Source organism: Miniphocaeibacter sp. (genome assembly GCF_049276255.1).
Lineage (GTDB): Bacteria > Bacillota > Clostridia > Tissierellales > Peptoniphilaceae > Miniphocaeibacter.
The window spans coordinates 1-24,306 of record NZ_JBASWB010000059.1; the positions used below are offsets into that span (position 1 = coordinate 1).

A 24,306-nucleotide genomic window follows, 5' to 3' on the forward strand; every position below is an offset into this window, starting at 1 on the left:
AGTAAATACACAGCAGAAACTGTTAAAGCTTTAAATGATGCTCTAGCAGAAGCTAAAGAAGTACTTGCAAAAGATAATGCAACTCAAAAAGAAGTTGACGATGCATTAGCTAAACTAGAAAAAGCTCAAGCAGATCTAAAAGAAAAAACTGTGGATAAAACTAAACTAGAAAATAAAATCAAAGAAGTTGAAAAAATTGACACTAGTAAATACACAGCAGAAACTGTTAAAGCTTTAAATGATGTTCTAGCAGAAGCTAAAGAAGTACTTGCAAAAGATAATGCAACTCAAAAAGAAGTTGACAATGCATTAGCTAAACTAGAAAAAGCTAGAAAAGCTTTAAAAATAAAAGATGATAAACCAACACCAAGCCCTACAGACCCTACAACACCAACTGATTCAACAGAACCAACAGAACCAACAGAACCAATAGGTGTTAAGACTAGTAGAATAGCTGGTGTAGATAGATATACAACAGCATTGGAGATTAGTAAGAAATATTTTGAAACAAGTGAAAATGTAGTAGTAGCAAGTGGAGAAATATCTATAGACTCACTAAGTGCACAAATATTATCAGATGAATTAAACGCTCCAATATTGTTAGTTAGAAAAGAAAGTCTACCAAATGGTATAACAGAAGAAATAGCTAGATTAAAATCAAAGAATATAATAATAGTAGGTGGAAATAATACAGTAGGAAATAAAGTATTTAACAAACTAGAAGAAGATTATAATGTAAAAAGAATAGCTGGTGTAGATAGATATGAAACAGCAGCACTAGTTGCAAAAGAATATTTTGAAATATCAGAAAATTCAAAGAGCATAATAGTAGCAAATGGATACAAATATCCAGATGTATTATCTAGTAGTTCACTATCTATAAAAGAACAATCACCTATACTATTAGTTAAAGAACAAGAAATAACTAAAGTAACAAATAACTTTATAAAAGAATTTGGAATAGATAAAGTAACAGTAATAGGTGGAAATGCTTCAGTAGGAAATGGAGCACTTAATGAATTACCTAAAGGATATGGAATAATAGCTGGTGCTGACAGATATGAAACAGCAGTAAAAATAGCAGATAAAGCATATCCAAAAACAAAAGAAGTATTAATGGCAAGTGGAGAGATTGAAGTAGACGCATTAGTAGCGGGTTCAATAACAGGAAAGGTTGAAAAACCAATCTTATTAACAAAGAAAAACATAATGCCAAAACCAATACAAGAATATATTAAAGGTAATGCTATTGAGCATATTACAATTATAGGTGGACAAGCCACTGTTAATGATTCACAATTTAAATAATAAAAATATATATAATTTTATTTAAGATACTCTTTATTAAATTATAAAGTTTATCCCCCTAAACTTTGAGAGAGATTAGGGGGTAGATTTTATATAATTCAAGAAAAAATATTAGTTAAGTGAAGTGACTGAAGTAATTGGAAATAAATAAAAACAAAAGGATTGAATTTATGATTTATTAATGTTAAAAAATATTTTAATAGGACTGAGGGGGGGATATATGAAAATAACTATTTTAGAACCACTAGCAGTGGAAGAAAATAAATTAGAACAAATGGCAAAATTTATTACAAAAGAAGGACATGAATTAGAAATATATAACACTATTTCTAAAGATGACGAAGAAGCTAAGTTAAGGGTTAAAGATACGGATATTTTAATTATTGCAAATTCTCCTCTTACTGGAGAGGTTATTAGGTCGGCTAGAAATTTAAAAATGATAGCAGTTGCCTTTACAGGCTATGATCATGTGGAGTTAGAAGCCTGTAAGGAAAGGCATATTTTAGTTTCAAATGCTGCTGGCTATAGTACTACTTCTGTAGCTGAATTAGTTTATGGTTTAATTATAGATTTATACCGTAATATTCTACCAATGGATAAAGCCACAAGGGATGGAAAAACCAAAGCAGGTTATAGATACAGGGATTTATATAAGAAAACAATAGGTGTAGTAGGAACAGGAGCTATTGGAAAACATGTTGCTAATATTGCATTGGCTTTTGGATGTAAGGTTGTAGCCTATGATAAAGATGAAAACAATAGTTTGAAGTTTTCCGGTGTAAAATACTTGGATTTAGAGGAATTATTAAAAGTTTCTGATATTGTTACTGTTCATTTACCGTTATTAGAAAGTACTAGAAAATTATTTGGCAAAAAAGAATTCGAGTTAATGAAAGAGGATGCTATATTTATTAATACTGCTAGAGGACCAATTGTAGATAATGACGCATTAGCAGAAGCATTAAATGAAAATATTATTGCAGGAGCAGGAATTGATGTTTTTGAGACAGAACCTCCTTTAAAAGGAGATGAAAAGCTATTAAAGGCTAAAAATGCAATAGTAACTCCCCATATTGCTTTCTTTACAGAAGAAGCAATGGTGAGAAGGGCTGAAATTACCTTTGATAATGTAAATTCATGGATAAATAAAAGTCCTAAAAATATTGTAAGTAATTAATTTTATTTGATTTTCAATAGGAAACTATTAGATACTATCTTGTTTAGCTAGTACTAATAGTTTTTTTATTTATAATTTAATTAAAAATAACTAGTGAAATTTATAATATTTTAATTTATTTTATTTTTTATAAAAAATATAGATAAATGAAATTAATTATGTTAAAATAATTATTTGATTTAAAATATATATTTATTAATATACCTATTATATATTTTTAACTAATTTAAAAATAAAGGAGTAATGTATATTGGAAACTTTATTAAATCTATTAACAAATAGTTCCTTAGCCTATGTACTAAATGGCACAATAGTTGTTATTTTATTATTTTTGGCCTTTCGCACTAGTTATATAAAGAAATGGAGTAATGATAATTTATTATCTTCAGTAGTTGAGAAAAATTATCAGAAAGATAGATTACCAGTAGTTATTTTAATACCTAATAGGAATGAAAAACGAATAGGAGATACTCTGAAATCAGTTATGAAACAGACCAAAAAGCCTAAGCATGTAGTAATCGTCTTTAACAATATGACAGATAATGGTTTTTCAGAAAAAATAACTAGAAAAATACTGGAAATTAGTGATTTAGACTATACTTTATTATTTATGGAAAATAATCCTAATTTAAAATCAGGTGCATTAAATTTTGGATATTCATGGATTAAAGAAAATCTTAAGGGTAGTGACTACAAATATATTTGTCAAATGGACTCGGATACAGAATTAGATAAAAATTTTCTAGAATATACTTACAATGGATTGGAAAACAATCCTTCAGTAGGTGCAATAAGTTCTAGTTTTGTTGGAAATCCTAAACTTGTAAAAAAATCAAATATGCTTTATTGGATGCAACATTTTGAGTATGTAAAATATCATAATTCTAGTATATTTAAGGAAGTTAATGTTATTTCAGGAACAGGTAATCTTTTACGAATAAAAGCATTAGAGGAGATTAATGAAAAGTTTAATACTGTTTGGGACAATAATTCGCAGGTAGAGGATTATTCATTGACTTTAAATTTAAAAAAGTTAGGTTGGAAGACTAGAAAATCTACAGAATGTGTAGTTTATACGGATTTAATGCCTACAGTTAAAGATCTTGTTCATCAAAGATTACGTTGGCAAAGAGGTACATTTGATGAACTTTTTAAAAGAGGTTTTACTAAAGTAACCTATGTAGATTATTTAAAAGAAATTAGATTTTTACTTATGACCTTTTTAGAATTAAGTATTTATTTAATTCTTTTGTATGGTTTTATTAATGGTTTAAGAAAATATAATCTTATATTTATGTTTTTTCCTTTAGTTATTATAAGTATATATAATTTATATTATGCTAAAAACCTACCTTTTAAAATAATATTGTCAATTTTAGGAATTTTACCACTGATTATTTACAATATTTTAAGATTATTTTGGTGGTTTACTTCCTTGTTTACTTTTAGAAAAATAAAATGGCATGAATAAAAAAAAGCAATATAAGTCATTAATGACTTAATATTGCTTTTTTTGCTTGCTTACTTTTTTCTTTTAATAACAGGAAAAAGCCGCTAATTACTAAAAGTAAATGAGTAGAAGGTATTGTAAACCATACTCCATTTAATCCAAAAATTCTAGGTAATATAAATATTAATAGAATAAAGGATATAACAGGTTCTCCATAAATTAAAATATATGAAAATCCATTATTTTTAGTTGCATAGAAATATGAAGTTGTAATTCTTAAAAAAGCTAGTAATAGGAAACTTAGTGCAAATATTGGCAATATGTGAACAGTTATAGGTAATGCTTTACTAGATGCACCAAAAATAACCGGTATTTGTTTTCTTAATAATACTATTACTAATAGACATATTGCTCCAACAGTAGCTGAAAATTTATAGGCTAAGTTTCTTACCTTCAATACATTTTCTTCTTCCTTATTTCCATAGTAGTAACTCATTAGTAATTGAGAACCATCACCAATTCCTTGTAGCAGTAATTGTATAAAGGACATTACATAGCTTACAATTGCGTAAGCTGCAACTGCTTCATCGCCACCATAATTAAAAGCGTATTTATTCATTATTAAAATTACTATATATGGTGCCATTGCAGAGCCAAAAGGTGAAAGTCCTGTTTGAACAATATTAACTATATATTTTTTCAATAATTTAAAATGGTAAGGTAACATTAGTTTTACCTTTGCTATAAGAAATAGCAAACAAGGAATCATAGTAACAAATTGTCCAATAATAGTAGCTAAGGCTGCACCCTTCATTCCATAACCAAGTTTTACAATAAATAGCCAGTCTAAAACAATATTTGTTATAAATCCTAGAATCATACTCACCATAGCTAGAAAAGCTTTGCCATAATTCCTAATAATTGGAGTTAATCCATTTGCTAAAATTTGGAAAGTAGCTCCTAAAATTATTACTCTTATATATTCTACAGCGTATATATAGGTAGTGTCTTTTGCTCCAAATATTCTTAAAAGAGGAGCTGAAAAAACCAAAAGTACAGTTGTTAAAGTAAAACAAGCTATTAATAATAGAATTATGGTGTTACCGAGGAATTTATGTTCTTCTTCACGTTCTCTTTTACCCCTTGCAATAGAAATTCCAACGGCACCACCAATTCCTAACCCTGTTCCAATTCCTTGAATAAGAACAGTTAATGGATAAGCAAAATTAACGGCAGCAAGTCCAAGATCACCAATACTTCTGCCTATAAATAAACCATCTACTACTGAATATAGGCCAGAAAAGGCAAATGCTAGCATAGATGGGAGTACGTATTTAAAAAAGTTTTTCTTCAATATATTTCACCTCCTATGATACAATAAGGATTATACACCTTAAAGTTGCTTTAAGGTCAACAGGAGGAAAAAATGAAAAAAATGGACAGTATTGGTAAAGTTGCTAAAAATTTAGATATTTCTTCTTCTGCCTTAAGATATTGGGATAAGGAAGGACTTATTCATTTTAGAAGAAATCCGGAAAATAATTATAGAGAAGTAACTTTTCAAACTATAATGAATATTTGTGACATTATTTTTTACAGGGAATTATCTATTCCTGTAAAAAAAATTAAGGACTATGAAAACTATAATATAGATGAACTGGAAGCTAGTTTAGAAGAAGGGAAAAATAACATCTTAAAACAAATCAAGGATTTAGAGGAAATAGTTAATAAAATTGAAAATAGAAAGAAAATGCTTAGCAGACTTCGCACTTTGGAAAAAAGTAAGTTTGAAATTGAAAAAAACATATTTGAGCCAATATATTATTTTGATTTTGAAAATAAAGAGTATGCACAAATATATTTATCTAACCCTTATAGAGTTGTAATATTTTTAGATGAGAAAAAGGATTATGAGTTAACTTATGGAATTTTAAGTTTAGATGAAAAGGAAAAAAATCCATTAAGGGAAAAAGATTTGGAAGAAAAATTGTTTTTAAAAGGGCTCTTAAAAGTAAATTCGAATAATACAAAGGAAAACAACAAAAAGGAATTTTTTGAAAAGGCTGAAGAATTAGGTTATAAATATGGATGGATAATTGGTAATTATTTAACATCGGCTAGAGAAGAAGTTAGATATGACTACTATGAAGGATGGTTAGAGATTTACAAGTAAAATCAACTTAAGGTTGAATATTCAAATAAAAGATAAGTATAGTTGCTAGTATACTTTCCTATTATAAAATAGGATAAAAGAGAGGTGAGAATATGAATTTACATGAGAATATTAAAAAATATAGGGAAATAAAAGGACTTACTCAACAGGAGTTATCAAATATTTTGAATATATCTCCACAGGCAATTTCTAAATGGGAATTGGGAAAAGCAGAACCGGATTCCAATATGCTACAAAGACTAGCTTCGGTTTTCGAGGTTGATATTAATCAAATAGTAGGTTATGTATATAATATTAGGGAGAAAACCATATATAATGATGAATATGATAAGGTTGAATATTATTGGGGAAAAAAACATTCACAAATATGTCTAGATGTTTTAAAATACAAGCCTCCAATAAGAAAATATAAGGTCTTGGATATTGGGTGTGGAGAAGGGCAAAATGTAGTCTTTTTAGCTCAATGTGGATATGAGGTAACTGCTTTTGATATATCGGATAAGGCAATTAACAAGGCTAAAAATTTATCCAAAGAGAATAATGTTGAAGTAGATTTATTTATTGCAGATATAAATGCCTTTAAGCTTGCATCTAAATTCGACATAATAATTTCATCAGGTGTACTTCAATATATACTGTTAGATATGCGTAATGAAATAATGGAGAATTTAATGGAATATACAAATCCTAATGGAATACATATTCATAATGCTTTTATAAAAAAGCCTTTTATAGATGATCCTCCGGAAAAAGAACCAATATTTAATTATTTTAAATCAGGAGAACTATTTACCTATTACAATAATTGGGAGATTTTAGAATGTAGTGAATATATATTTTCTTGTAATTCATCAGGCATTCCACATAAACATTGTATGAATAAGGTAATAGGTAGGAAAAGAGATTTTTGAGAATAAAAATATAGAAGTATTAATTATTATAGGAATATATTTTTAAATAAGAAAGGACTATATTATATGGGACAGAAGAAAACTGCAGTAGTATTATTTCCGCATTTTTGTAATTTTGAAATTGCAATACTGCTGTCAAAATTAGAGATGGTAAACAAGCCTGTTGTTTTTATAGGAGCTAGTAAGGAAATATATCCTTGTGAAGAAGGTATGCAGACTGTCGTTGATAAAACCTATGATGAATGTGACTTTAATGAATTTGACTCATTAGTTATTACTGGTTCCTATGCAGAAGGACAGTATATCCTTTTTAAAGATGAAAAACTTCACAGTATTATAAGGAAATTTAATGAAGATAAAAAATTAATTGCTGCTATATCATCCGGTCCTATGACATTATGTAAGGCAGGAATAATGAAAAATAGAAAGTTTATAGCAGGTGTTGAAAAGAAATGGTATTTAGAAGATGAGAATATTAGATTAAAAGAGGAAGACATGAAAGGTCTTATTGGATACAAGGATGTTACAAAAATGACTAAAGAACCGGATTTTATGTTGGATGGAAATATTTTAACAGCTCTTGGATATAGGTATGTAGAATGGGCTAATGAATTTATGCGAATAATAAAACAAAGTAAACCTTTCTTGGTAAAATAAATCAAGAAAGGTTTTTTTATGTAGATTGTAAAATATGAGACGACTAGACTTTAGCGTGGTATTGTAATAAAATATAGTGAAAAGAAAGGTGATGTAAGATGAAAAAGAAGAAATGGAAGATGCCACATATATTTATTATTTTATTTATTTTTATTATAGGAACGGCTATTTCAAGTTATTTTATACCAGCAGGAGAATATGCAAGAGTGGAGATGGATGGTAGAATGGTAGTTGATCCAGATTCTTTTAAGGTAATAGACAGTCAACCTGTAGGAATTATGGGAGTAGTTAAAGCAATACCACAGGGATTTGTAGAAGCTGGAGATATTATTATTTTAACCTTGGCTGTTGGTGCAGGAGTCTCAGTATTGCAAACAATTGGAGTTATACCAGTGGCTATTGATAAATTAGCTAGGAAATTTTCTAAAAATAGTATTTTAGTAATTCCAATATTAATGTTGATTTTTGCTTTATTTGATGCATTTATTGGGGTTAATGAAATGACATTAGTGTATATTCCAATAATATTACCTTTAATGATTAGACTTGGCTACGACTCTATTACAGCTTGTGCTGTAGCTCTTTGTGGTTCTGCAGCAGGATTTTCAGCAGCTTTAACTAATCCATTTACAATTGCCATAGGACAAAATATTAGTGGTCTTCCCTTATATTCAGGATGGGAATTTAGAATAGTCACTTTTATAGTAACTTTGGTCATAGGTATTTGGTACATAATGAGATATGCAAGTTTTATAAAAAAGGATATTACAAGATCATTTGTATATGAAGAAGATAAAAATAAACGAAAGAAATACCTTGCTGAAGATAATGGAGAGGGACTAACATTTAACTCAAGGCAAAGAAATGCAGGAATAGTTGCTATTTTAATGTTGGGGATAACATTAGGTGGAGTTATAGTTTTAAAATGGGATATGATAGAAATGAGTGGAATGTTTATAATGTTAGGAGCTGTTTCTGGTATAGTAGCCAAACTTTCAGGAGATGAAATTTGTGATAGTTTATTAAGAGGAGCTACAGATATGTTATTAGGGGCTTTAATAATAGGAGTAGCAAGGGGTGTTTCTGTAGTTATGACAGATGCTAAAATTACAGATACTATTGTACATTTCTTTGCAAATATATTAAACAATATTCCAGGTTCCTTAGTTGCGATAGGTATGTTTGTAGTTGTAATGATAATGGAGTTTTTAATGCCTTCAGGTTCTGGGAAAGCGGTTATTCTATTTCCTATATTAGCACCTTTATCAGATGTTGTAGGAGTTACAAGACAAACAACTGTGTTAGCTTATCAATTTGGAGATGGTTTTTCAAATATTATTTATCCAACATCAGGTTATTTTATGGCGGGAATTACAAATGCGGGAGTGCCTTGGAAAAAATGGGTGAATTTCTTTATGCCCTTATTTATAATATGGACATTAGAATCGGCTGTTTTTGTATTTATTGCTCAAATGATTAAGTATGGTCCATTTTAGGAAGAACAATAAATATAAAGAAAAAGAGTATTCTTTTAAAGAGCTATTTAAAAACCTATCTTACTAATATTTAGTAAGATAGGTTTTTTGTCTAGTTTTAATAAGTCAAAAAGTTGTAAATACACGTATATTAGATTTTAAAATACAAATTTAGATTATGTCCTCTACATAAGAAGTCCACAAACGTTGATAGTCATGGAAGATTTTTTCTCCTGTTACAGAATACAAATTAGATAATTGTATAATGTGTATACTATGATAAGAAGCTATTACATGTCCATCATTTCCGTATACAACATGGCCTAAATCATATGTTGACATACCGTCTATATCATATAAAGGTAAAATTAGTTTTAAAGATTCGACGCCTTCCTCAAAATAATAGGCAGGCAAACCACCTATTTTTAATTTCGGATAATCCTCATTTAATGTAGCCCAATCATATAGACCAAATATACTGAATATAAAACCATTTAGAGTATAACTGTCCGGTGTAGATACATATTCTTCAAAAAATATATGATCTTTATATTTAGGATCTATATACTCTAAAGTTGTTAATGTTCCACCTTCATCCTTGTGTTTTATCATAAAATTAAATACTTTATTACCATTTTCTATATATTTTTTATCCTTAGTTAAATGATATGCTCTTGTATATACACTTAAAGCATGTCCTTGGGCCATGGATGATACCCAATCCTTAGGATATGTTTCACCACTATTATAGTTATACCACTCAAAAGGATATCGGAAGGCACCTTCTTTATCTTGTAATGTTATTAAGAAATCTGCACATCTTAAAAAGTAATTTTTTAGATCCTCATCTTCTGTTTTTAAATAATCAGCATATACGGAAAAAGTAAAATGACAAAAGGATACGGGATTGTAAAAATAACCATCTTCATAAAGTATCATTGGAAAGCCGTTTTCATCCATTTTTACATTTTTATTATTTTCGTATGCTTTAATATCCCTCATATACATGTAGTTACTATAACTATCATATGGTCCCATACCTACTGTAATACCTCTATGTCCTAAATCGACATATTCTTTTAAAGCTTCCGGTACCCTATTTTTTACTTCTTCTTTTAAAAATGGTTTAGGTATGTATCAGATAATTTCTTATCTTCTTTAGCTTCCTGTTCTATTAAGTTTTTTGCAAAAGAATCTTCGCCCTTTGAGCTTTTAAATAGAATAAAATACATAAAACAAACCATTATTAAACTACATATTATTATGATTAATTGTTTAAAAGTTCTTTCTTTCAATACTGTCCTCCCTAAATTATAATTATTTACTTAATTATCTAAAACAATAATTATTATTTGAATAATTATTAAATTATGTCCTAATGGATAAAATTACTTGTGAATCTTTTTATGTTTTGAATATAACTTTTTTTTAATATTAGTCTAGTCTAATTTCAATATCTACAAGGCAAAATTCCATATTTATAAAGATATAATATATATTGTACAGTATAACCTATATCCTATAACCCGTAAACTTTCTATAGTGTATCTTTTATATATTATACTACTCTTGAAAGAACCTAAAGAAGGGTTTTTCTTGTCTTATTTTCAACATGTCAAAAAAATTTTACATAAAAAATTATAGAATTCTAAATTTTTTTGATAGACTTATATTAAATTTAAGACCATAATTAAGTTAAAGGAAGTGGAATATGGAAATAGGAATAAAATTAAAAAGAGCAAGGGAAAATGCAAGTTTTACTCAGGAGGATATTGCCTATAGATTAAATGTTACAAGACAGACAATTTCAAATTGGGAAAATGAAAAATCCTATCCTGATATTGTTTCAGTAATTAAACTAAGTGACATTTATAATATTAGTTTAGATGAGCTACTAAAGGGAGATTATAAGATGGTAAAACATTTAGAAGAAAGTACAAATATTGTAAAAAGCAATAAAAAGCTTATTGGAATTATTTTATTAAACATAGTTTTTATTACTTTACTAATAGGTTTTTTAATACTCTTTAATAGTTTTGTAAGGGATAATAAAATAATTTTATTTTTCATATTTGTATTGATTATGGCTAATACCTTATTAATTTTTTATCAAATCATAAGAAGGTTGTAGGAGGTTGTTATGAATATTTTTATTATAATAAGTTTACTTATATGCTTTATTTCAGCAATTGGCATAGCCTATAATTTAAATAAAATCGTATACATAGACGCAAAAAATAGGGGGATTAAAAGGGCAAAGCTTTGGAGCTTTATTGCTATTGGTGGGCAAAGTAGTGAAGGACTTCTCTTATATTTAATTAACAGGAGAAAATATCCTTCAAATATTGATGTTAAAGATAAGGAAAGGATAGATCTTTACAAAAGAAGATTATATATATTTTTAGCAACAATATTTGTTGGTTTCGTTCTTTTAATTGCCACAGCTATATTTTTCAAATAGGATTTTTAGGGTAATTTTATTGTAAATTACTCTTTTTTTAATATAAAATATAGTGGGAAGAGGTGAAAATATGCCTAATAAAAGTGATTTATTTAAAGGTCTTACAGATTATGAAATAGAAAAATTTCTTTCTGAAAATAATTCGGAAAAAATATTATTAAATAAAGGAGAGGAAGTTTTTCTACAAGGAAATGAACCTAGGTATTTGTTTATACTGGAGCAAGGGTCAGTTATTGTGGAAAATACAAGTTTAAGTGGGAAAAGGACAATTGTAAATAAATTTACAGAAGAGGGAACTGTTTTTGGAGAGGTCTATTTATATCTTGAAAATAATGTTTATGATTATAGCTGCTATTCTAATGAAAAATCCAAAGTAATAAAAATTCCTAAAAAAGCCTTATTATTTGATGAAAAAAGTGATACCTTGAAAATAAAAATTATAAACAATATGCTCTTAATTTTATCTCAAAAAGCTTTTTATTTAAATCAAAAACTGTTAATCGCCGGTAGTTTTTCAATTAGAGAAAAACTAGCTAAGTTTTTTATTCAGGAATCAAATGAAAATAGTAAAGTAGAACTATATTTTACAAGGGAGGAATTAGCAGATTTTTTAGGTGCAACGAGACCATCAATTTCAAGAGAATTAATGAATATGCACAATGATGGGCTAATTGAATTAAATAAAAACAGTATAAAAATAAATAGGGACCAATTGGAGAAGTTTTTATAGCGTAACAATCGTTACAGAAAATATTTATTATCTTATATATTCTAATATTGTAAAAACAAGAACAATATTAATAAGGAGGATATTTATGGATAATAAAATGTTCTGTTTTCAATGTCAGGAAACAGCTGGAAATAAAGGATGTACTAGGGTTGGAGTCTGTGGGAAAAATTCAGATCTTGCAAATAAACAGGATTTGTTAATATGGTTAACAAAGGGGATTTCAGAAATAACTACAAGATTAAGGAGAGAGGACTTTGACATTCCCAAGGAAATAAATCAATTAGTGACATATAATCTTTTTGTTACTATTACAAATGCAAATTTTGATGGAGAAGCTATAGATGAAAGAATTTTTAAAACTTTAACGGAAAAGAATAAATTATTAAATAATTTAAAAAACAAGGAAAGCTTATCAGAGGCAGCTCTTTATAATGAAAAATCATTGGAAAAACTACTTGAAACAAGTAAAAAAGTTGGTGTTTTATCAACAGAAAATGAAGATGTGAGGTCTTTAAGAGAGTTAATTGTATATGGAGTTAAAGGATTAAGTGCCTATACTAAACACGCAGAAGTATTATTAGCTAGTAATGAAGAAATAAATGCTTTTATTCAAAGGGCCCTAGCCTTAACTATGGATAATTCCTTAACTGTAGAGGATTTAGTAAATTTAACCTTGGAAACCGGTAAATTTGGAGTTGAGGCAATGGCCTTATTAGATAAAGCCAACACTTCAACTTATGGAAATCCGGAAATTACCAAGGTGAACATAGGAGTAAGAAATAATCCGGGAATTTTAATTTCAGGTCACGATTTAAGAGATATGGAAATGCTCTTAGAGCAAACTGAAGGCACAGGTGTAGATGTATATACCCATTCTGAAATGTTACCTGCAAATTATTACCCGGCATTTAAAAAATATTCTCACTTTGTTGGAAATTATGGAAATGCTTGGTGGAAACAGAAAGAGGAATTTGAATTATTTAACGGGCCTATTTTAATGACTACAAATTGTATTGTTCCACCAAAGGACAGTTATAAAAATAGAGTTTACACAACAGGAGCAGCAGGTTTTCCGGGATGTAAACATATATCAGGTGGAATAGGGGGAGAAAAAGATTTTACAGAAATAATTGAACAGGCTAAAAAATGTAAGGCACCTAGAGAAATAGAAAAGGGTGAAATTATTGGTGGCTTTGCCCATAATCAAGTATTTGAACTTGCAGATAAAGTTGTAGAAGCTGTTAAATCCGGTGCAATAAAAAAGTTTGTAGTAATGGCAGGATGTGATGGTAGACAAAAGGGTAGAAATTATTATACCGAATTTTCAAAAGCACTACCAAAGGACAGTGTAATTTTAACTGCCGGTTGTGCAAAATATAGATATAATAAATTGAACTTAGGCGATATTGGTGGAATCCCAAGGGTATTAGATGCAGGACAATGTAATGATTCCTATTCATTAGTTGCTATTGCATTAAAATTAAAAGAAATATTTGAATTAGATGATATTAATGAATTACCAATAATATATAATATTGCATGGTATGAACAAAAAGCTGTAATAGTTCTTCTAGCCTTACTATACCTAGGAGTGAAAGATATACATTTAGGACCTACACTACCTGGATTTTTATCTGAAAATGTAACTAATGTACTAGTTGAAAACTTTGGAATTGCAGGTATTACAACTGTTGAAGAGGACATGGATATTTTCTTCAAAGGCAAGTGTTCAAACAAAGTTAATAAAAATATGCTAATAGGTGAACTTGTTAGTTTATATCCACAAGCTATTCCTGTTTTAATGGGAATCGGGATGCATTGCTTAGGATGTCCGGCTTCCCAATCTGAAAGTTTAAATGAGGCTGCTATGGTTCATGGAATAGATATAGAAGTTTTAATAAAAAGAATAAATGAGGCAATTAATGAGTAGTTTTTTAGGCTCTATTCATTATACAATGTTTAGAAAAATTCAATTCCAAAACTTCATTGTAGAAAAAATTTTAAATATTGCCAAACTTCATGGTTATAACTATATTGTTGATAATACTAATGAATTAGGAATTTTAGAAGAAGGAAAACTTGAAGATGTTATAGATAAGGAAAATATTCATGGCTGGTTACAAGAAAGAGTAGACTTAGTTGAGAGGAAATTTGCCCTTGCTATAAGTCAATTAATTATTGAAAATCCACTATTAATAAAAGAGATAAAGCTTCTAATGTATAAATTAGGTCAAGAAGAAAAGGACTATACAAATCCAAAAGAAGTTTATGAAATAATAAACTTTAAATTTTTAGATGGCATGCCTTGTCATAAAGCAATAGATATTATAGAAGAAAAAGAAAACTCAATTTCATATAAAGTTTTTACAGATATGCATTTAAATTTTTGGAATAAAAATGAAAATTTATATTGGGATTTGAGAAATGAATATATAAAAGGGGTATTAAGTAACAGCGACTATAGATTATATAAGTTGTCAAAAGACTATTATGAAATCAGGAGTTAATTATGTTTACAGTTGATTATTTAAAGAAGGAACATGAAGAATTATCGGTTTTTGTAACTAGATTAGAAGATGAATGTATTTCTATTTTAAATGGTGAAGAAGTTAATGATGAATTTTTTAAGGCGGCTATTGAATTTATTAGAAAATATGCTGACGAAACACATCATAAAAAAGAAGAGGATATTCTTTTTAAATATATGATGGATAATCTTGGGGCACCGGCAGAAAAGTTAATAAGAACCGGTATGTTAACAGAGCATCAAATGGCAAGGTATTATGTTCTAGAGCTGGAAAAGTATTTAAACAACTATAAATTAGAAAAAAATGATAGGGATAAAATTCAAATAATAGGCAATACTATGAGTTATGTAAACCTATTAAGAAGTCATATAGATAAAGAAAATAATGCAGTTTATCCTTTTGGAGAAAATAATTTGTCCGGTGATATTAAGATGAAAATAGATGAGGAAATGGGGCAAAGAATTGAAATAGAAGAAAGGGATTTAGATAGAAAGTCTCAATTGTTGGAGATTATATATAAATAAAACTTCTTTATATACAAAAGTAGACTCAAAAAAGATAGATTTTACCAGAGTAGATTTGTTACTCTGGTATTTGTTTTAATTTGCTATAATTAATTTTTTACTATTATAATTTAAGAATATTATATGAAAAAGAAATATATATGTATAAAATTATATTAAGAAATTTATTGAAAAGGCTTTACTTTTTTATTTTAACATGATAATATATATTCAATATTTTTTAAAAGCGTTATGGAAAAGCGTAAAATTGAAAGACTGTAGAGACTAGGTGGTTGGTGAAAACCTAGGTTGGAAAATTTTACTTCTAGTTTCCTAGTTTCATTTCTGAGTTTAGTAGGAAGTGACGAGTAGTTTCGTTAAAGACTTTTGAGTGGCATAGTATTTATGCAAATTAGGTGGTAACACGGTTAACAGCGTCCTATTATATAGGGATGCTGTTTTTTTATTATGACCTAACCCAATGAGCGAAGCGAATTGCAGGTAGGTCAAATGCAACCTGTTTCCCAAGAGCAAAGCGATTGGTAGAAACAGTCTGCATTATGACAAGAAGGTATAATAAATGAAAAACAAACTAAGATATAAAATTAAATTTTTAATTTAGCAAGGAAAGTAGAGAGGCTAACCCAATTTGTGAAACAAATTGTTAGTAGGTCTGCAGACAACAATATGATAAGAAGATTTGTAAACTAAGTTACCATTACAAAAAAAATTAATATATACGTTATGAAAAAGCATATTCTACAAAAATTTATAGAGAGTTATCGTTTGGTGGAAGATAATAATTGGGAGAGAGTATTACTAATTTTCTAGTATTTCTTTTGAATTAAGTAGGAAGAAAGGTTAGTCGCCTTAAGATTTTAAGTGGTCTATTTATTATAGGCAAACAGTGTGGTACCGCGAATATTTCGTCCCTGTATTTTACAGGGATTATTTTTTTATATAAATAAGTATTAATAGGGAGGAAAAAATGATAAAGATATTTGATACAACTTTAAGAGATGGTGAACAATCACCAGGCTGTAGTATGAATTTAAATGAAAAATTGCAAATGGCTAGGCAATTGGAAAGATTAAATGTTGATATTATAGAAGCGGGTTTTGCTATTTCTTCAAAGGGAGATTTTGAGTCAGTAAAAAGAATTGCTCAAACTGTAGAAAAACCAATAGTTGCTTCTTTAGCAAGAGCATTAGAAAAAGATATTGATGCTGCATGGAGAGCGGTCAAGGATGCTAATAATCCAAGAATTCATACCTTCTTAGCAACATCTCCTATTCATTTAGAATATAAATTAAAAATGACAGAAGAACAGGCAATTGAAAGGGCAGTTGCAGCTGTAAGACATGCTAAGAAATACTGTCATGATGTTGAATTTTCAGCAGAAGATGCAACTAGAACTTCAGTGGAGTTTTTGGCTAAAATATTTGAAGCTGTTATTGATGCCGGTGCTACAGTAATTAACATTCCGGATACAGTAGGTTATGCAGATCCTTTTGAATATTATGAATTTATAAAAGCTATAAAAGAAAATACAAGAGGAATGGAAAATGTAGATATTTCAGTTCATTGTCATAACGACCTAGGTCTTGCAGTTGCAAATTCATTGGCAGCTATTAAAGCTGGAGCAACTCAAGTTGAATGTACCGTTAATGGTATAGGAGAACGAGCAGGAAATGCAGCTATGGAAGAAGTTGTTATGAACTTAAAAGTAAGACAAGACGTTTATAAGGTTGACACTAATATTGTAACTACTGAAATAATGCGTTCATCTAATTTACTACAGAATATTACAGGAGCTAAGGTTCAAGCTAACAAGGCGATTGTAGGTGTAAATGCCTTTGCCCATGAATCGGGAATACACCAACATGGAGTATTAGCTAATAAAGAAACCTATGAAATAATGACTCCAGAATCAATAGGACTTTCTAAAAATAATATGGTTCTAGGTAAACATTCAGGAAAACATGCTTTAAAGGACAGATTAGAGGATTTAGGATATAAGGTTTCAGATGAAGAGTTAAATAATATATTTGACAGATTTAAAACATTAGCTGATGAAAAGAAAACAGTTTATGACCAAGACCTAGAAGCTTTAATCCTTAGGGATATGTCTAATATGATTTCAAAATATGAGTTAGTGGATTATTCTACAGCTACTAGTGAAGGTAAGGAATCTAAAACAATTATAAAAATTAGGCAAGATGATGAGGAAATGGAAATTGTCGGTTCAGGAAAAGGACCTATTGATGCAGCTTTTGATGCTTTAGGAAAAATATTTGGTTCAGAAATAAAATTAGAGGATTTTTCTATCTACTCTGTAACAAAAGGAAAAGACGCCCTAGGAGAAACTTCATTAAAGCTTTCTAAGGGGGATAGAATTTTTACCGGTAAAGGTATTTCAAATGATATTATTAAATCCAGTATTTTAGCATATGTAAATGCAATGAATCATGTTGAATACTTTACAGAGAGAATAAATGCACAGGGAGAAGGAATTTAAACAAGGGGGATTTTAATATGGGAATGACAATGACGCAAAAAATTCTAGCAAAACATGCAGGATTAGAGTCAGTTAAAAAAGATCAATTTATAATGGCAAAATTAGATATGGTACTTGGTAATGATATTACAACACCGGTAGCAATAAATGAATTTCATAAAATGACAGATGGTGGAGTTTTTGACAAAGAAAAAATATCCATAGTTTTAGACCATTTTGTACCTGCTAAAGATATAAAATCAGCAACTCAGGCTAAAAAATGTAAAGAATTTGCTAGAGAATATGGAATAAAAAACTTCTTTGAAGTGGGACGTTCAGGAATAGAACATGCACTATTGCCGGAAAAAGGTTTAGTTAAAGCCGGAGATGTAATAATTGGTGCTGACTCCCATACCTGTACTTATGGTGCTTTAGGGGCTTTTTCTACAGGGGTAGGTTCTACAGATATGGCTGCCGGAATGGCAACAGGAGAAGCTTGGTTTAAAGTTCCAGGGGCAATAAAATTTAACTTAACAGGTAAACTAAATAAATATGTAACAGGAAAAGATTTAATTCTTCATATAATAGGGATGATTGGTGTTGATGGAGCAAGATATAAATCTATGGAATTTATGGGAGAAGGTGCTTCAACAATAGAAATGGATGACAGATTTTCAATTTGTAATATGGCAATAGAAGCCGGGGCAAAAAATGGGACTTTTCCAGTTGATGACAAGACCAGACAATATATGAAAGAACATGGAGTAAATAATTGGGAAGAGTTTTATGCTGATGACGATGCAGAATATGATCAGGTTATAAATATAGATTTGTCTAAAGTAAAAATGACAGTTGCCTTTCCACATTTACCTGAAAATGCAAGAACAATAGATGAAGTTGGTAATATTGAAATACAGCAGGTAGTAATTGGTTCTTGTACAAATGGTAGAATTAAAGACATGAGAGAGGCAGCAGAAATATTAAAGGGAAAAACCATTGCTGAAGATTTAAGATGTATTATAATTCCGGCAACACAGGAAATCTATAAACAATGTGTTCAAGAAGGATTAGCAGAAATTTTTATAGATGCAGGATGTGTATTTAGTACACCTACTTGTGGACCTTGTTTAGGTGGTTATATGGGAATATTAGCCGATGGTGAAAAATGTGTATCTACTACAAATAGAAACTTTGTAGGAAGAATGGGACATACAGGTTCAGAAGTATATTTAGCTAGTCCTGTTATTGCGGCATATTCAGCAATTGCAGGGAAAATAGCAGGACCGGAAAGTAATTAGGAGGAAAAAATGGGAAGAGTTTTCAAATATGGTGATAATATAGACACAGATGTTATAATTCCAGCTCGTTATTTAAATACGCAAGATCCAAAAGAACTGGCAAAGTTCTGTATGATAGATATAGATGAGAATTTTAATAAGGAAGTAAAAGAAGGGGATTTTATAGTAGCAGGAGATAATTTTGGTTGTGGATCTTCAAGGGAACATGCACCAATAGCTATAAAAGCCAGTGGAGTAAAAGCGGTAATTGCAAAGAATTATGCAAGAATTTTCTACAGAAATTCATTTAATATAGGAATGCCAATTTTAGAGTCAGATGAAGCAGTAGAAAAAATAGACAACGGTGATGATATTGATGTTGATTTTAAAACAGGTATTATAACAAATAATACTAAAAATGAAAAATATCAATCTCAAATAATTCCTGCCTTTATGGAAAAAATAATTGCAGCAGATGGACTTGTAAACTATGTTAGACAGGGAGGAAGAAATGAATAAGACAATTGCAGTTACAAAAGGCGATGGAATAGGCGTTGAAATTGTAGATGAAGCTTTAAAAGTATTAAATAAGGTTGCAGAGAAATATGGACACGAATTTGAATATAAATACGCCTTAATAGGTGGTGCAGCTTATGATAAATACCACACTCCATTACCAGAGGAAACCTTAGAAATATGTAAAGCATCAGATGCGGTTTTTTTAGGAGCAGTTGGTGGAGATAAATGGGATAATGTAGAGCCGGATTTAAGACCTGAAAAGGGACTATTAGCCCTTAGAAAAGGACTTAGTCTTTATGCTAATCTTAGACCGGCAACAATATATGAAGCATTAAAATCTGCTTCACCATTAAAAGACTATATAGTTGAAAAGGGTGTAGATATATTAGTAGTAAGGGAACTTATTGGCGGAATATATTTCGGAGATAGGAAAACATACGTTGAAGATGGTGTAAGAACTGCCTATGATGTTGAAAAATACAATGAAAATGAAATAAAGAGAATATCTAAAATGGCATTTGACTCTGCAATGAAAAGAAGAAAGAAAGTAACACTGGTAGACAAGGCAAATGTACTTGATTCCAGTAAGTTATGGAGAGAAGTTGTAAAGGAAATGGCAAAAGATTATCCTGAAGTAGAACTTGACTTTATGTATGTAGACAATGCTTCTATGCAACTTGTAAAAAATCCGTCACAATTTGATGTAATACTTACAAATAATATTTTCGGAGATATTTTATCTGATGAATCCAGTCAAATTACAGGTTCAATAGGAATGCTTCCATCTGCAAGTATAAGTGAAATAGGTATTCATATGTATGAACCAATACACGGTTCAGCTCCTGACATTGCAGGACAGGATATAGCTAATCCGTTGGCTACAATACTTTCAGTTGCTATGATGTTAAGATATTCTTTTGACTTAGAGGAGGAAGCTATCGCTATTGAAAAGGCAGTTGAAAAAGTCTTAGAAGAAGGTATACGAACAATTGATATAAAAGAACCTAATGGAAAGTATGTAAAATGTTCAGAAATAGGTACAGCAGTAGCAGAAAGGATATAATGGAAAAAAAAGAAGTACTGGCTTTTGATAATATTACATTTAGAAGAGATGGAAGAGAAATACTAAGGGGAGTAAATTGGACTATTAAGGAAGGAGAAAAATGGGTCTTACTTGGACTTAATGGTTCCGGTAAATCCACCTTACTTGGAATGGTTCCGGTATTTACCCATCCAACATCAGGAGAGTTAAGGGTGTTTGAAAAAACCTTTGGAAAATATCCTTGGGAAAAGGTAAAGTCTAGAGTAGGTTTTGTATCTTCAACAATGTATAGTTTCTACAATACTTTAAATTATTATAGTCTAGAGGAAATAGTAATAAGTGGAAAATATAGTACCATAGGTATATATCGGGATTTAGAGCCGGAAGACTATATTATGGCTAGACAGTTAATAAAGGATTTTAACTTAGAGTACCTAAAGGATGGAACCTTTTTAAATCAATCACAAGGTGAGCAAAGAAGAACCTTAATAGCAAGGGCCTTTATGAATAATCCGGACTTAATGCTCCTTGATGAACCTTGTGCCAGTTTAGATTTAAAATCTAGAGAATATTTATTAAAAACCTTAAACGATAAATATGAGAAAACAGATAAACCTTTAGTTTATGTAACTCATAGTATAGAAGAAATTTTTCCAGCTATTAGCCATGTTGCAATAATGGATAAGGGAAAAATAGTATATAAAGGAAAGAAAAAAGAAATAATTTCGGAAGATATTCTTTCAGAAGTTTATAATTGTAAAATAAAATTAAATTGGGAAAATAACAGACCTTGGTCAAGAATTATTTGGTAAGTTATAAATGATTTTCCATTTACAATATAATAGTAATAACTTATAATAAATCTACTACTACTTATGTTTTTAAGTACACTATATTTTTATTATAAGTTATTTTTTATTTGCAATTCTTACAATAATAGTAGGGATTGCATTTAAGCATATGTAGTCTAATAAATATAATCTTATCTATGAGTAAATAAATATAATCTAGAATTGGTTTAATTAAGGAGGGATAAATTTTGTCAGAAGTCATGAGAAGTAAAAATAAGATCATTTTGCTAGTTGGCATTATATTCATAATGATATTTACAAATATATCTTTTGCAGAAACTAAAGAAGTTAGTACCGCAGAGGAATTACAAACTGCAGTTACAGAAGCAAGTAATGGAGACATTATAAACTTAGCAAATGACTTTGTACAAGGAAATGTAGTTTTGGAAATGCCAGATACAGAAGTAACTGTAGATGGTGGAAATAAAATTTGGACAGAAGGAAATTTTATAATTAAAGGTAATGGTACAGGATCCTTAACTATAAAAAACTTAAAAGTAGATGGATCCAATATAGAAGTTGCCTATAAGCATAAACTAATAATGAACCAGTCTGAAAATGGAAAGTTAATACTAGAAAATGTAGAGGTATATAATTCTACAGTAGGGGCAATAAATGTAAATACAGGCCCAAAGGCACAGACTGAGCTTAATAGGGTTTATATTCACGACAATACAGCCAAAAATACAGCACCAGCTGTATTTGTAGGTGCAGGGGAAACGAAATCGGACTCCCATTTGACTATTAATAATTCCACAATAGAAAATAATATTGGAACTGGTGATAACTATGAGTGTGGAGCCCTTAGCGGTAAAAATTATACAGGAAATATTACTATAAACAATACCGTATTTAGAAATAATATTAACAGATGTGATAACACAAGTATTTATGGCGGCGGCGGAGGTGCCATAGCACTACATTATTTTTATGGCAAGGTAGAAATAAACAACTCTGTCTTTGATAAAAACCAAAGTAATGGAGAAGGTAAGTATGTAAGAAGTACCTATGACGGTGGAGCCATATATGTACTAGATGGACGAGGTGGAGCTGAATTTAATATTAACAATTCTACTTTTTCAAATAATATTGCCTATGACGACGGTGGCGCTATAATGTTTCAAGGTACGGCAAACCCCGGTTTTTATACTAATATAAAAAATTCCACCTTTGTAAATAATAAGGCCTATGGCTTAGATGGAGTAGGTTATTCAGGTGGAGCAATACAGTATTATAAAAATGGCGGCTCTTCACAAATGACCAATAAAATTTATAGTACAACTTTTGTGGGAAACCAAGGTGGAAATGAAAATTCTACTATGGAACAAAGAGGAGGAGCTATTGCCCTACATGGAGCAGGACTTTTTGCAACGCCAGCAGCGTTAAGATATAATTCTTTATTTATAGGAAATTGCGTTTATAATAATGGTGTTTTAGATGAAACATCTACCTATAAGGATATATCGAACAACCAATTGGAAATACCTGGTGGGGCTAATGTTATAAATGTAGATAAGGGTCATCTTTCTAAATATACGACTAAAGACATATTAGGGGTAGATGTGCCAGTATTACAAGATAATCTATCTAAGATTACAGCAGGATATAATGATGAAATCATACAGACTATTCCAATCAAACCTGAAAGTATTGCAGACAATACCTATACCGGAGCGGAAACAATTCCTAATGAAGACCAAAGAAATTTTAAAAGATATAAGGATCAAGGGGCAGTTGAAATGTCCTGGATTAAGTATGACGCAAACGGTGGTGAATTTGCTCTACCTGAATTAAAAGACTATGAGGGAAGTATTTATTATGAATCAAATTCAGATGGGAAAACAACAAAATATTATACTGTTGGAAATATTGCTGGAGCAGATACAATTGTAGCTGGAGATAAGGAATTAAATGCAAGTAGAGAAGGTCATAAGTTTGTAGGTTGGTCTACAGATCCAGATGCAACGGAGTCGGACCCAAATTATGAAGTAGGAAAAGAAATAAATTATAGTGAAGATAATTTTACCTTTTATGCCGTATGGAAAGAGATATTCTCAGTAACCTATGACGGTAATGGAAATACCGGAGGAGAAGTTCCAGTAGATGAAAATGAGTATGAAAAGGGAAGTAAAGTAAGCCTAAAGGGAAATGAAGGCAACTTAGAAAAAACAGGCTATACTTTTGCAGGTTGGTCATTAGAATCGGACAATGATGAAAGTAAAATAATAACCGAAATTCCATCAATAGAAGAAGATACAACTCTTTATGCCGTATGGAAAGAGATATTCTCAGTAACCTATGACGGTAATGGAAATACCGGAGGAGAAGTTCCAGTAGATGAAAATAAATATGAAAAGGGAAGTAAAGTAAGCCTAAAGGAAAATGAAGGCAACTTAGAAAAAACAGGCTATACTTTTGCAGGTTGGTCATTAGAAGCGGACAATGATGAAGGCAAAATAATAAGCGAAATTTCATCAATAGAAGAAGATACAACTCTCTATGCCGTATGGAAAGAGCTTCCAAGTTACAGCGTAACCTATGACGGTAATGGAAATACCGGAGGAGAAGTTCCTACTGATAACATCGATTATGGTCATGGAAGTCTTGTTACAGTAAAGGAAAACATAGGTAATTTAGTAAGAAATGATTATATATTTGATGGTTGGGCTAAGGATCCATTGGGAAATGATACAGTAGAAGATACTTTCATAATAACAGAAGATACAACTCTTTATGCTCAATGGGTT

22 protein-coding genes and 2 other annotated features are annotated in these 24,306 nt (G+C 29.9%); of the genes, 19 read left to right on the forward strand and 3 right to left on the reverse strand.

The annotated features are described in order from the left end of the window. From WAO56_RS07550 to WAO56_RS07560, 3 genes are all read left to right on the forward strand, one after another. Positions 1-1,308, forward strand: a 1,308-nt coding sequence (locus WAO56_RS07550; protein WP_422146312.1) for a cell wall-binding repeat-containing protein, incomplete at its 5' end; no start/stop codon positions are given. A gap of 220 nt (positions 1,309-1,528) precedes the next feature. Continuing rightward, positions 1,529-2,485, forward strand: a complete 957-nt coding sequence (locus WAO56_RS07555; protein WP_422143943.1) for an NAD(P)-dependent oxidoreductase — start codon at positions 1,529-1,531, stop codon at positions 2,483-2,485. 250 nt (positions 2,486-2,735) lie between these two features. Next, on the forward strand, positions 2,736-3,956 hold the full coding sequence (locus WAO56_RS07560) for a glycosyltransferase (RefSeq protein WP_422143944.1): 1,221 nt from the start codon (positions 2,736-2,738) through the stop codon (positions 3,954-3,956). Between the two features lie 19 nt (positions 3,957-3,975). Here the strand turns inward: WAO56_RS07560 and WAO56_RS07565 are convergent, their stop codons facing one another. Continuing rightward, on the reverse strand, positions 3,976-5,289 hold the full coding sequence (locus tag WAO56_RS07565) for an MATE family efflux transporter (protein WP_422143945.1): 1,314 nt from the start codon (positions 5,287-5,289) through the stop codon (positions 3,976-3,978). A 72-nt stretch (positions 5,290-5,361) separates the two neighbouring features. Between WAO56_RS07565 and WAO56_RS07570 the strand changes: the two genes are divergently transcribed. The 4 genes from WAO56_RS07570 (at position 5,362) to WAO56_RS07585 (ending at position 9,172) form a co-directional block, all read left to right on the forward strand. Beyond that, positions 5,362-6,108 carry a MerR family DNA-binding transcriptional regulator gene (locus tag WAO56_RS07570; RefSeq protein WP_422143946.1) on the forward strand — a complete coding sequence of 249 codons (747 nt, stop codon included), beginning with the start codon at positions 5,362-5,364 and terminating at the stop codon, positions 6,106-6,108. A gap of 92 nt (positions 6,109-6,200) precedes the next feature. After that, positions 6,201-7,019 carry a methyltransferase domain-containing protein gene (locus WAO56_RS07575; protein WP_422143947.1) on the forward strand — a complete coding sequence of 273 codons (819 nt, stop codon included), beginning with the start codon at positions 6,201-6,203 and terminating at the stop codon, positions 7,017-7,019. A gap of 66 nt (positions 7,020-7,085) precedes the next feature. Further along, the gene (locus WAO56_RS07580) at positions 7,086-7,676 is read left to right on the forward strand and encodes a DJ-1/PfpI family protein (RefSeq protein WP_422143948.1); all 591 of its coding nucleotides are present in this window, start codon (positions 7,086-7,088) and stop codon (positions 7,674-7,676) included. Between the two features lie 98 nt (positions 7,677-7,774). Continuing rightward, on the forward strand, positions 7,775-9,172 hold the full coding sequence (locus WAO56_RS07585; RefSeq protein ID WP_422143949.1) for a YfcC family protein: 1,398 nt from the start codon (positions 7,775-7,777) through the stop codon (positions 9,170-9,172). Positions 9,173-9,322: 150 nt separating this feature from the next. Here WAO56_RS07585 and WAO56_RS07590 read toward each other — a convergent pair whose 3' ends face one another. Then, positions 9,323-10,153, reverse strand: coding sequence for a D-glucuronyl C5-epimerase family protein (locus WAO56_RS07590; RefSeq protein WP_422146313.1), 831 nt, complete (start codon positions 10,151-10,153; stop codon positions 9,323-9,325). Between the two features lie 113 nt (positions 10,154-10,266). After that, positions 10,267-10,446, reverse strand: a complete 180-nt coding sequence (locus tag WAO56_RS07595) for a hypothetical protein (RefSeq protein WP_422143951.1) — start codon at positions 10,444-10,446, stop codon at positions 10,267-10,269. Positions 10,447-10,862: 416 nt separating this feature from the next. Here WAO56_RS07595 and WAO56_RS07600 point away from each other — a divergent pair, with 416 nt between their 5' ends. From WAO56_RS07600 to WAO56_RS07655, 12 genes are all read left to right on the forward strand, one after another. Next, positions 10,863-11,282: a helix-turn-helix domain-containing protein gene (locus WAO56_RS07600; protein ID WP_422143952.1), complete on the forward strand. Its 420-nt coding sequence runs from the start codon at positions 10,863-10,865 to the stop codon at positions 11,280-11,282. A gap of 9 nt (positions 11,283-11,291) precedes the next feature. Further along, a complete protein-coding gene (locus tag WAO56_RS07605; protein WP_422143953.1) occupies positions 11,292-11,612 on the forward strand; it encodes a hypothetical protein in 321 nt (106 codons plus the stop codon). 70 nt (positions 11,613-11,682) lie between these two features. Continuing rightward, a complete protein-coding gene (locus tag WAO56_RS07610; protein ID WP_422143954.1) occupies positions 11,683-12,342 on the forward strand; it encodes a Crp/Fnr family transcriptional regulator in 660 nt (219 codons plus the stop codon). An 85-nt stretch (positions 12,343-12,427) separates the two neighbouring features. Continuing rightward, positions 12,428-14,272, forward strand: coding sequence for a hydroxylamine reductase (gene hcp / locus WAO56_RS07615; RefSeq protein ID WP_422143955.1), 1,845 nt, complete (start codon positions 12,428-12,430; stop codon positions 14,270-14,272). Next, positions 14,265-14,849 (forward strand): hypothetical protein, encoded by a 585-nt coding sequence (locus WAO56_RS07620; protein WP_422143956.1) that lies wholly within the window; start codon positions 14,265-14,267, stop codon positions 14,847-14,849. Before hcp ends, WAO56_RS07620 begins: the two co-directional genes overlap by 8 nt. 2 nt (positions 14,850-14,851) lie before the next feature. Next, positions 14,852-15,394: a hemerythrin domain-containing protein gene (locus WAO56_RS07625; protein ID WP_422143957.1), complete on the forward strand. Its 543-nt coding sequence runs from the start codon at positions 14,852-14,854 to the stop codon at positions 15,392-15,394. A gap of 220 nt (positions 15,395-15,614) precedes the next feature. Beyond that, positions 15,615-15,818, forward strand: a binding site (T-box leader). Positions 15,819-16,106: 288 nt separating this feature from the next. Beyond that, positions 16,107-16,310, forward strand: a binding site (T-box leader). Positions 16,311-16,361: 51 nt separating this feature from the next. Then, positions 16,362-17,891 carry a 2-isopropylmalate synthase gene (locus tag WAO56_RS07630; protein ID WP_422143958.1) on the forward strand — a complete coding sequence of 510 codons (1,530 nt, stop codon included), beginning with the start codon at positions 16,362-16,364 and terminating at the stop codon, positions 17,889-17,891. A 17-nt stretch (positions 17,892-17,908) separates the two neighbouring features. Next, complete coding sequence (gene leuC / locus WAO56_RS07635) at positions 17,909-19,168, forward strand: 3-isopropylmalate dehydratase large subunit (RefSeq protein ID WP_422143959.1); 1,260 nt, start codon at positions 17,909-17,911, stop codon at positions 19,166-19,168. Positions 19,169-19,177: 9 nt separating this feature from the next. Then, a complete protein-coding gene (gene leuD / locus WAO56_RS07640; RefSeq protein ID WP_422143960.1) occupies positions 19,178-19,666 on the forward strand; it encodes a 3-isopropylmalate dehydratase small subunit in 489 nt (162 codons plus the stop codon). Further along, positions 19,659-20,729 carry a 3-isopropylmalate dehydrogenase gene (gene leuB, locus WAO56_RS07645; protein ID WP_422143961.1) on the forward strand — a complete coding sequence of 357 codons (1,071 nt, stop codon included), beginning with the start codon at positions 19,659-19,661 and terminating at the stop codon, positions 20,727-20,729. Before leuD ends, leuB begins: the two co-directional genes overlap by 8 nt. Then, the gene (locus tag WAO56_RS07650; RefSeq protein WP_422143962.1) at positions 20,729-21,520 is read left to right on the forward strand and encodes an ABC transporter ATP-binding protein; all 792 of its coding nucleotides are present in this window, start codon (positions 20,729-20,731) and stop codon (positions 21,518-21,520) included. Before leuB ends, WAO56_RS07650 begins: the two co-directional genes overlap by 1 nt. Before the next feature lie 227 nt (positions 21,521-21,747). Further along, on the forward strand, positions 21,748-24,306 hold a 2,559-nt coding region (locus WAO56_RS07655; RefSeq protein ID WP_422143963.1), incomplete at its 3' end, for an InlB B-repeat-containing protein.

Excerpts from the sequence above, each read along its gene's own strand:
- WAO56_RS07555 (WP_422143943.1), top strand. The coding sequence starts at position 1,529 with ATGAAAATAACTATTTTAGAACCACTAGCAGTGGAAGAAAATAAATTA.
- WAO56_RS07570 (WP_422143946.1), top strand. The coding sequence starts at position 5,362 with ATGAAAAAAATGGACAGTATTGGTAAAGTTGCTAAAAATTTAGATATT.
- WAO56_RS07575 (WP_422143947.1), top strand. The coding sequence starts at position 6,201 with ATGAATTTACATGAGAATATTAAAAAATATAGGGAAATAAAAGGACTT.
- WAO56_RS07580 (WP_422143948.1), top strand. The coding sequence starts at position 7,086 with ATGGGACAGAAGAAAACTGCAGTAGTATTATTTCCGCATTTTTGTAAT.
- WAO56_RS07585 (WP_422143949.1), top strand. The coding sequence starts at position 7,775 with ATGAAAAAGAAGAAATGGAAGATGCCACATATATTTATTATTTTATTT.
- WAO56_RS07590 (WP_422146313.1), bottom strand. The coding sequence starts at position 10,153 with ATGAGGGATATTAAAGCATACGAAAATAATAAAAATGTAAAAATGGAT.
- WAO56_RS07600 (WP_422143952.1), top strand. The coding sequence starts at position 10,863 with ATGGAAATAGGAATAAAATTAAAAAGAGCAAGGGAAAATGCAAGTTTT.
- WAO56_RS07605 (WP_422143953.1), top strand. The coding sequence starts at position 11,292 with ATGAATATTTTTATTATAATAAGTTTACTTATATGCTTTATTTCAGCA.
- WAO56_RS07610 (WP_422143954.1), top strand. The coding sequence starts at position 11,683 with ATGCCTAATAAAAGTGATTTATTTAAAGGTCTTACAGATTATGAAATA.
- hcp (WP_422143955.1), top strand. The coding sequence starts at position 12,428 with ATGGATAATAAAATGTTCTGTTTTCAATGTCAGGAAACAGCTGGAAAT.
- WAO56_RS07620 (WP_422143956.1), top strand. The coding sequence starts at position 14,265 with ATGAGTAGTTTTTTAGGCTCTATTCATTATACAATGTTTAGAAAAATT.
- WAO56_RS07625 (WP_422143957.1), top strand. The coding sequence starts at position 14,852 with ATGTTTACAGTTGATTATTTAAAGAAGGAACATGAAGAATTATCGGTT.
- WAO56_RS07630 (WP_422143958.1), top strand. The coding sequence starts at position 16,362 with ATGATAAAGATATTTGATACAACTTTAAGAGATGGTGAACAATCACCA.
- leuC (WP_422143959.1), top strand. The coding sequence starts at position 17,909 with ATGGGAATGACAATGACGCAAAAAATTCTAGCAAAACATGCAGGATTA.
- leuD (WP_422143960.1), top strand. The coding sequence starts at position 19,178 with ATGGGAAGAGTTTTCAAATATGGTGATAATATAGACACAGATGTTATA.
- leuB (WP_422143961.1), top strand. The coding sequence starts at position 19,659 with ATGAATAAGACAATTGCAGTTACAAAAGGCGATGGAATAGGCGTTGAA.
- WAO56_RS07650 (WP_422143962.1), top strand. The coding sequence starts at position 20,729 with ATGGAAAAAAAAGAAGTACTGGCTTTTGATAATATTACATTTAGAAGA.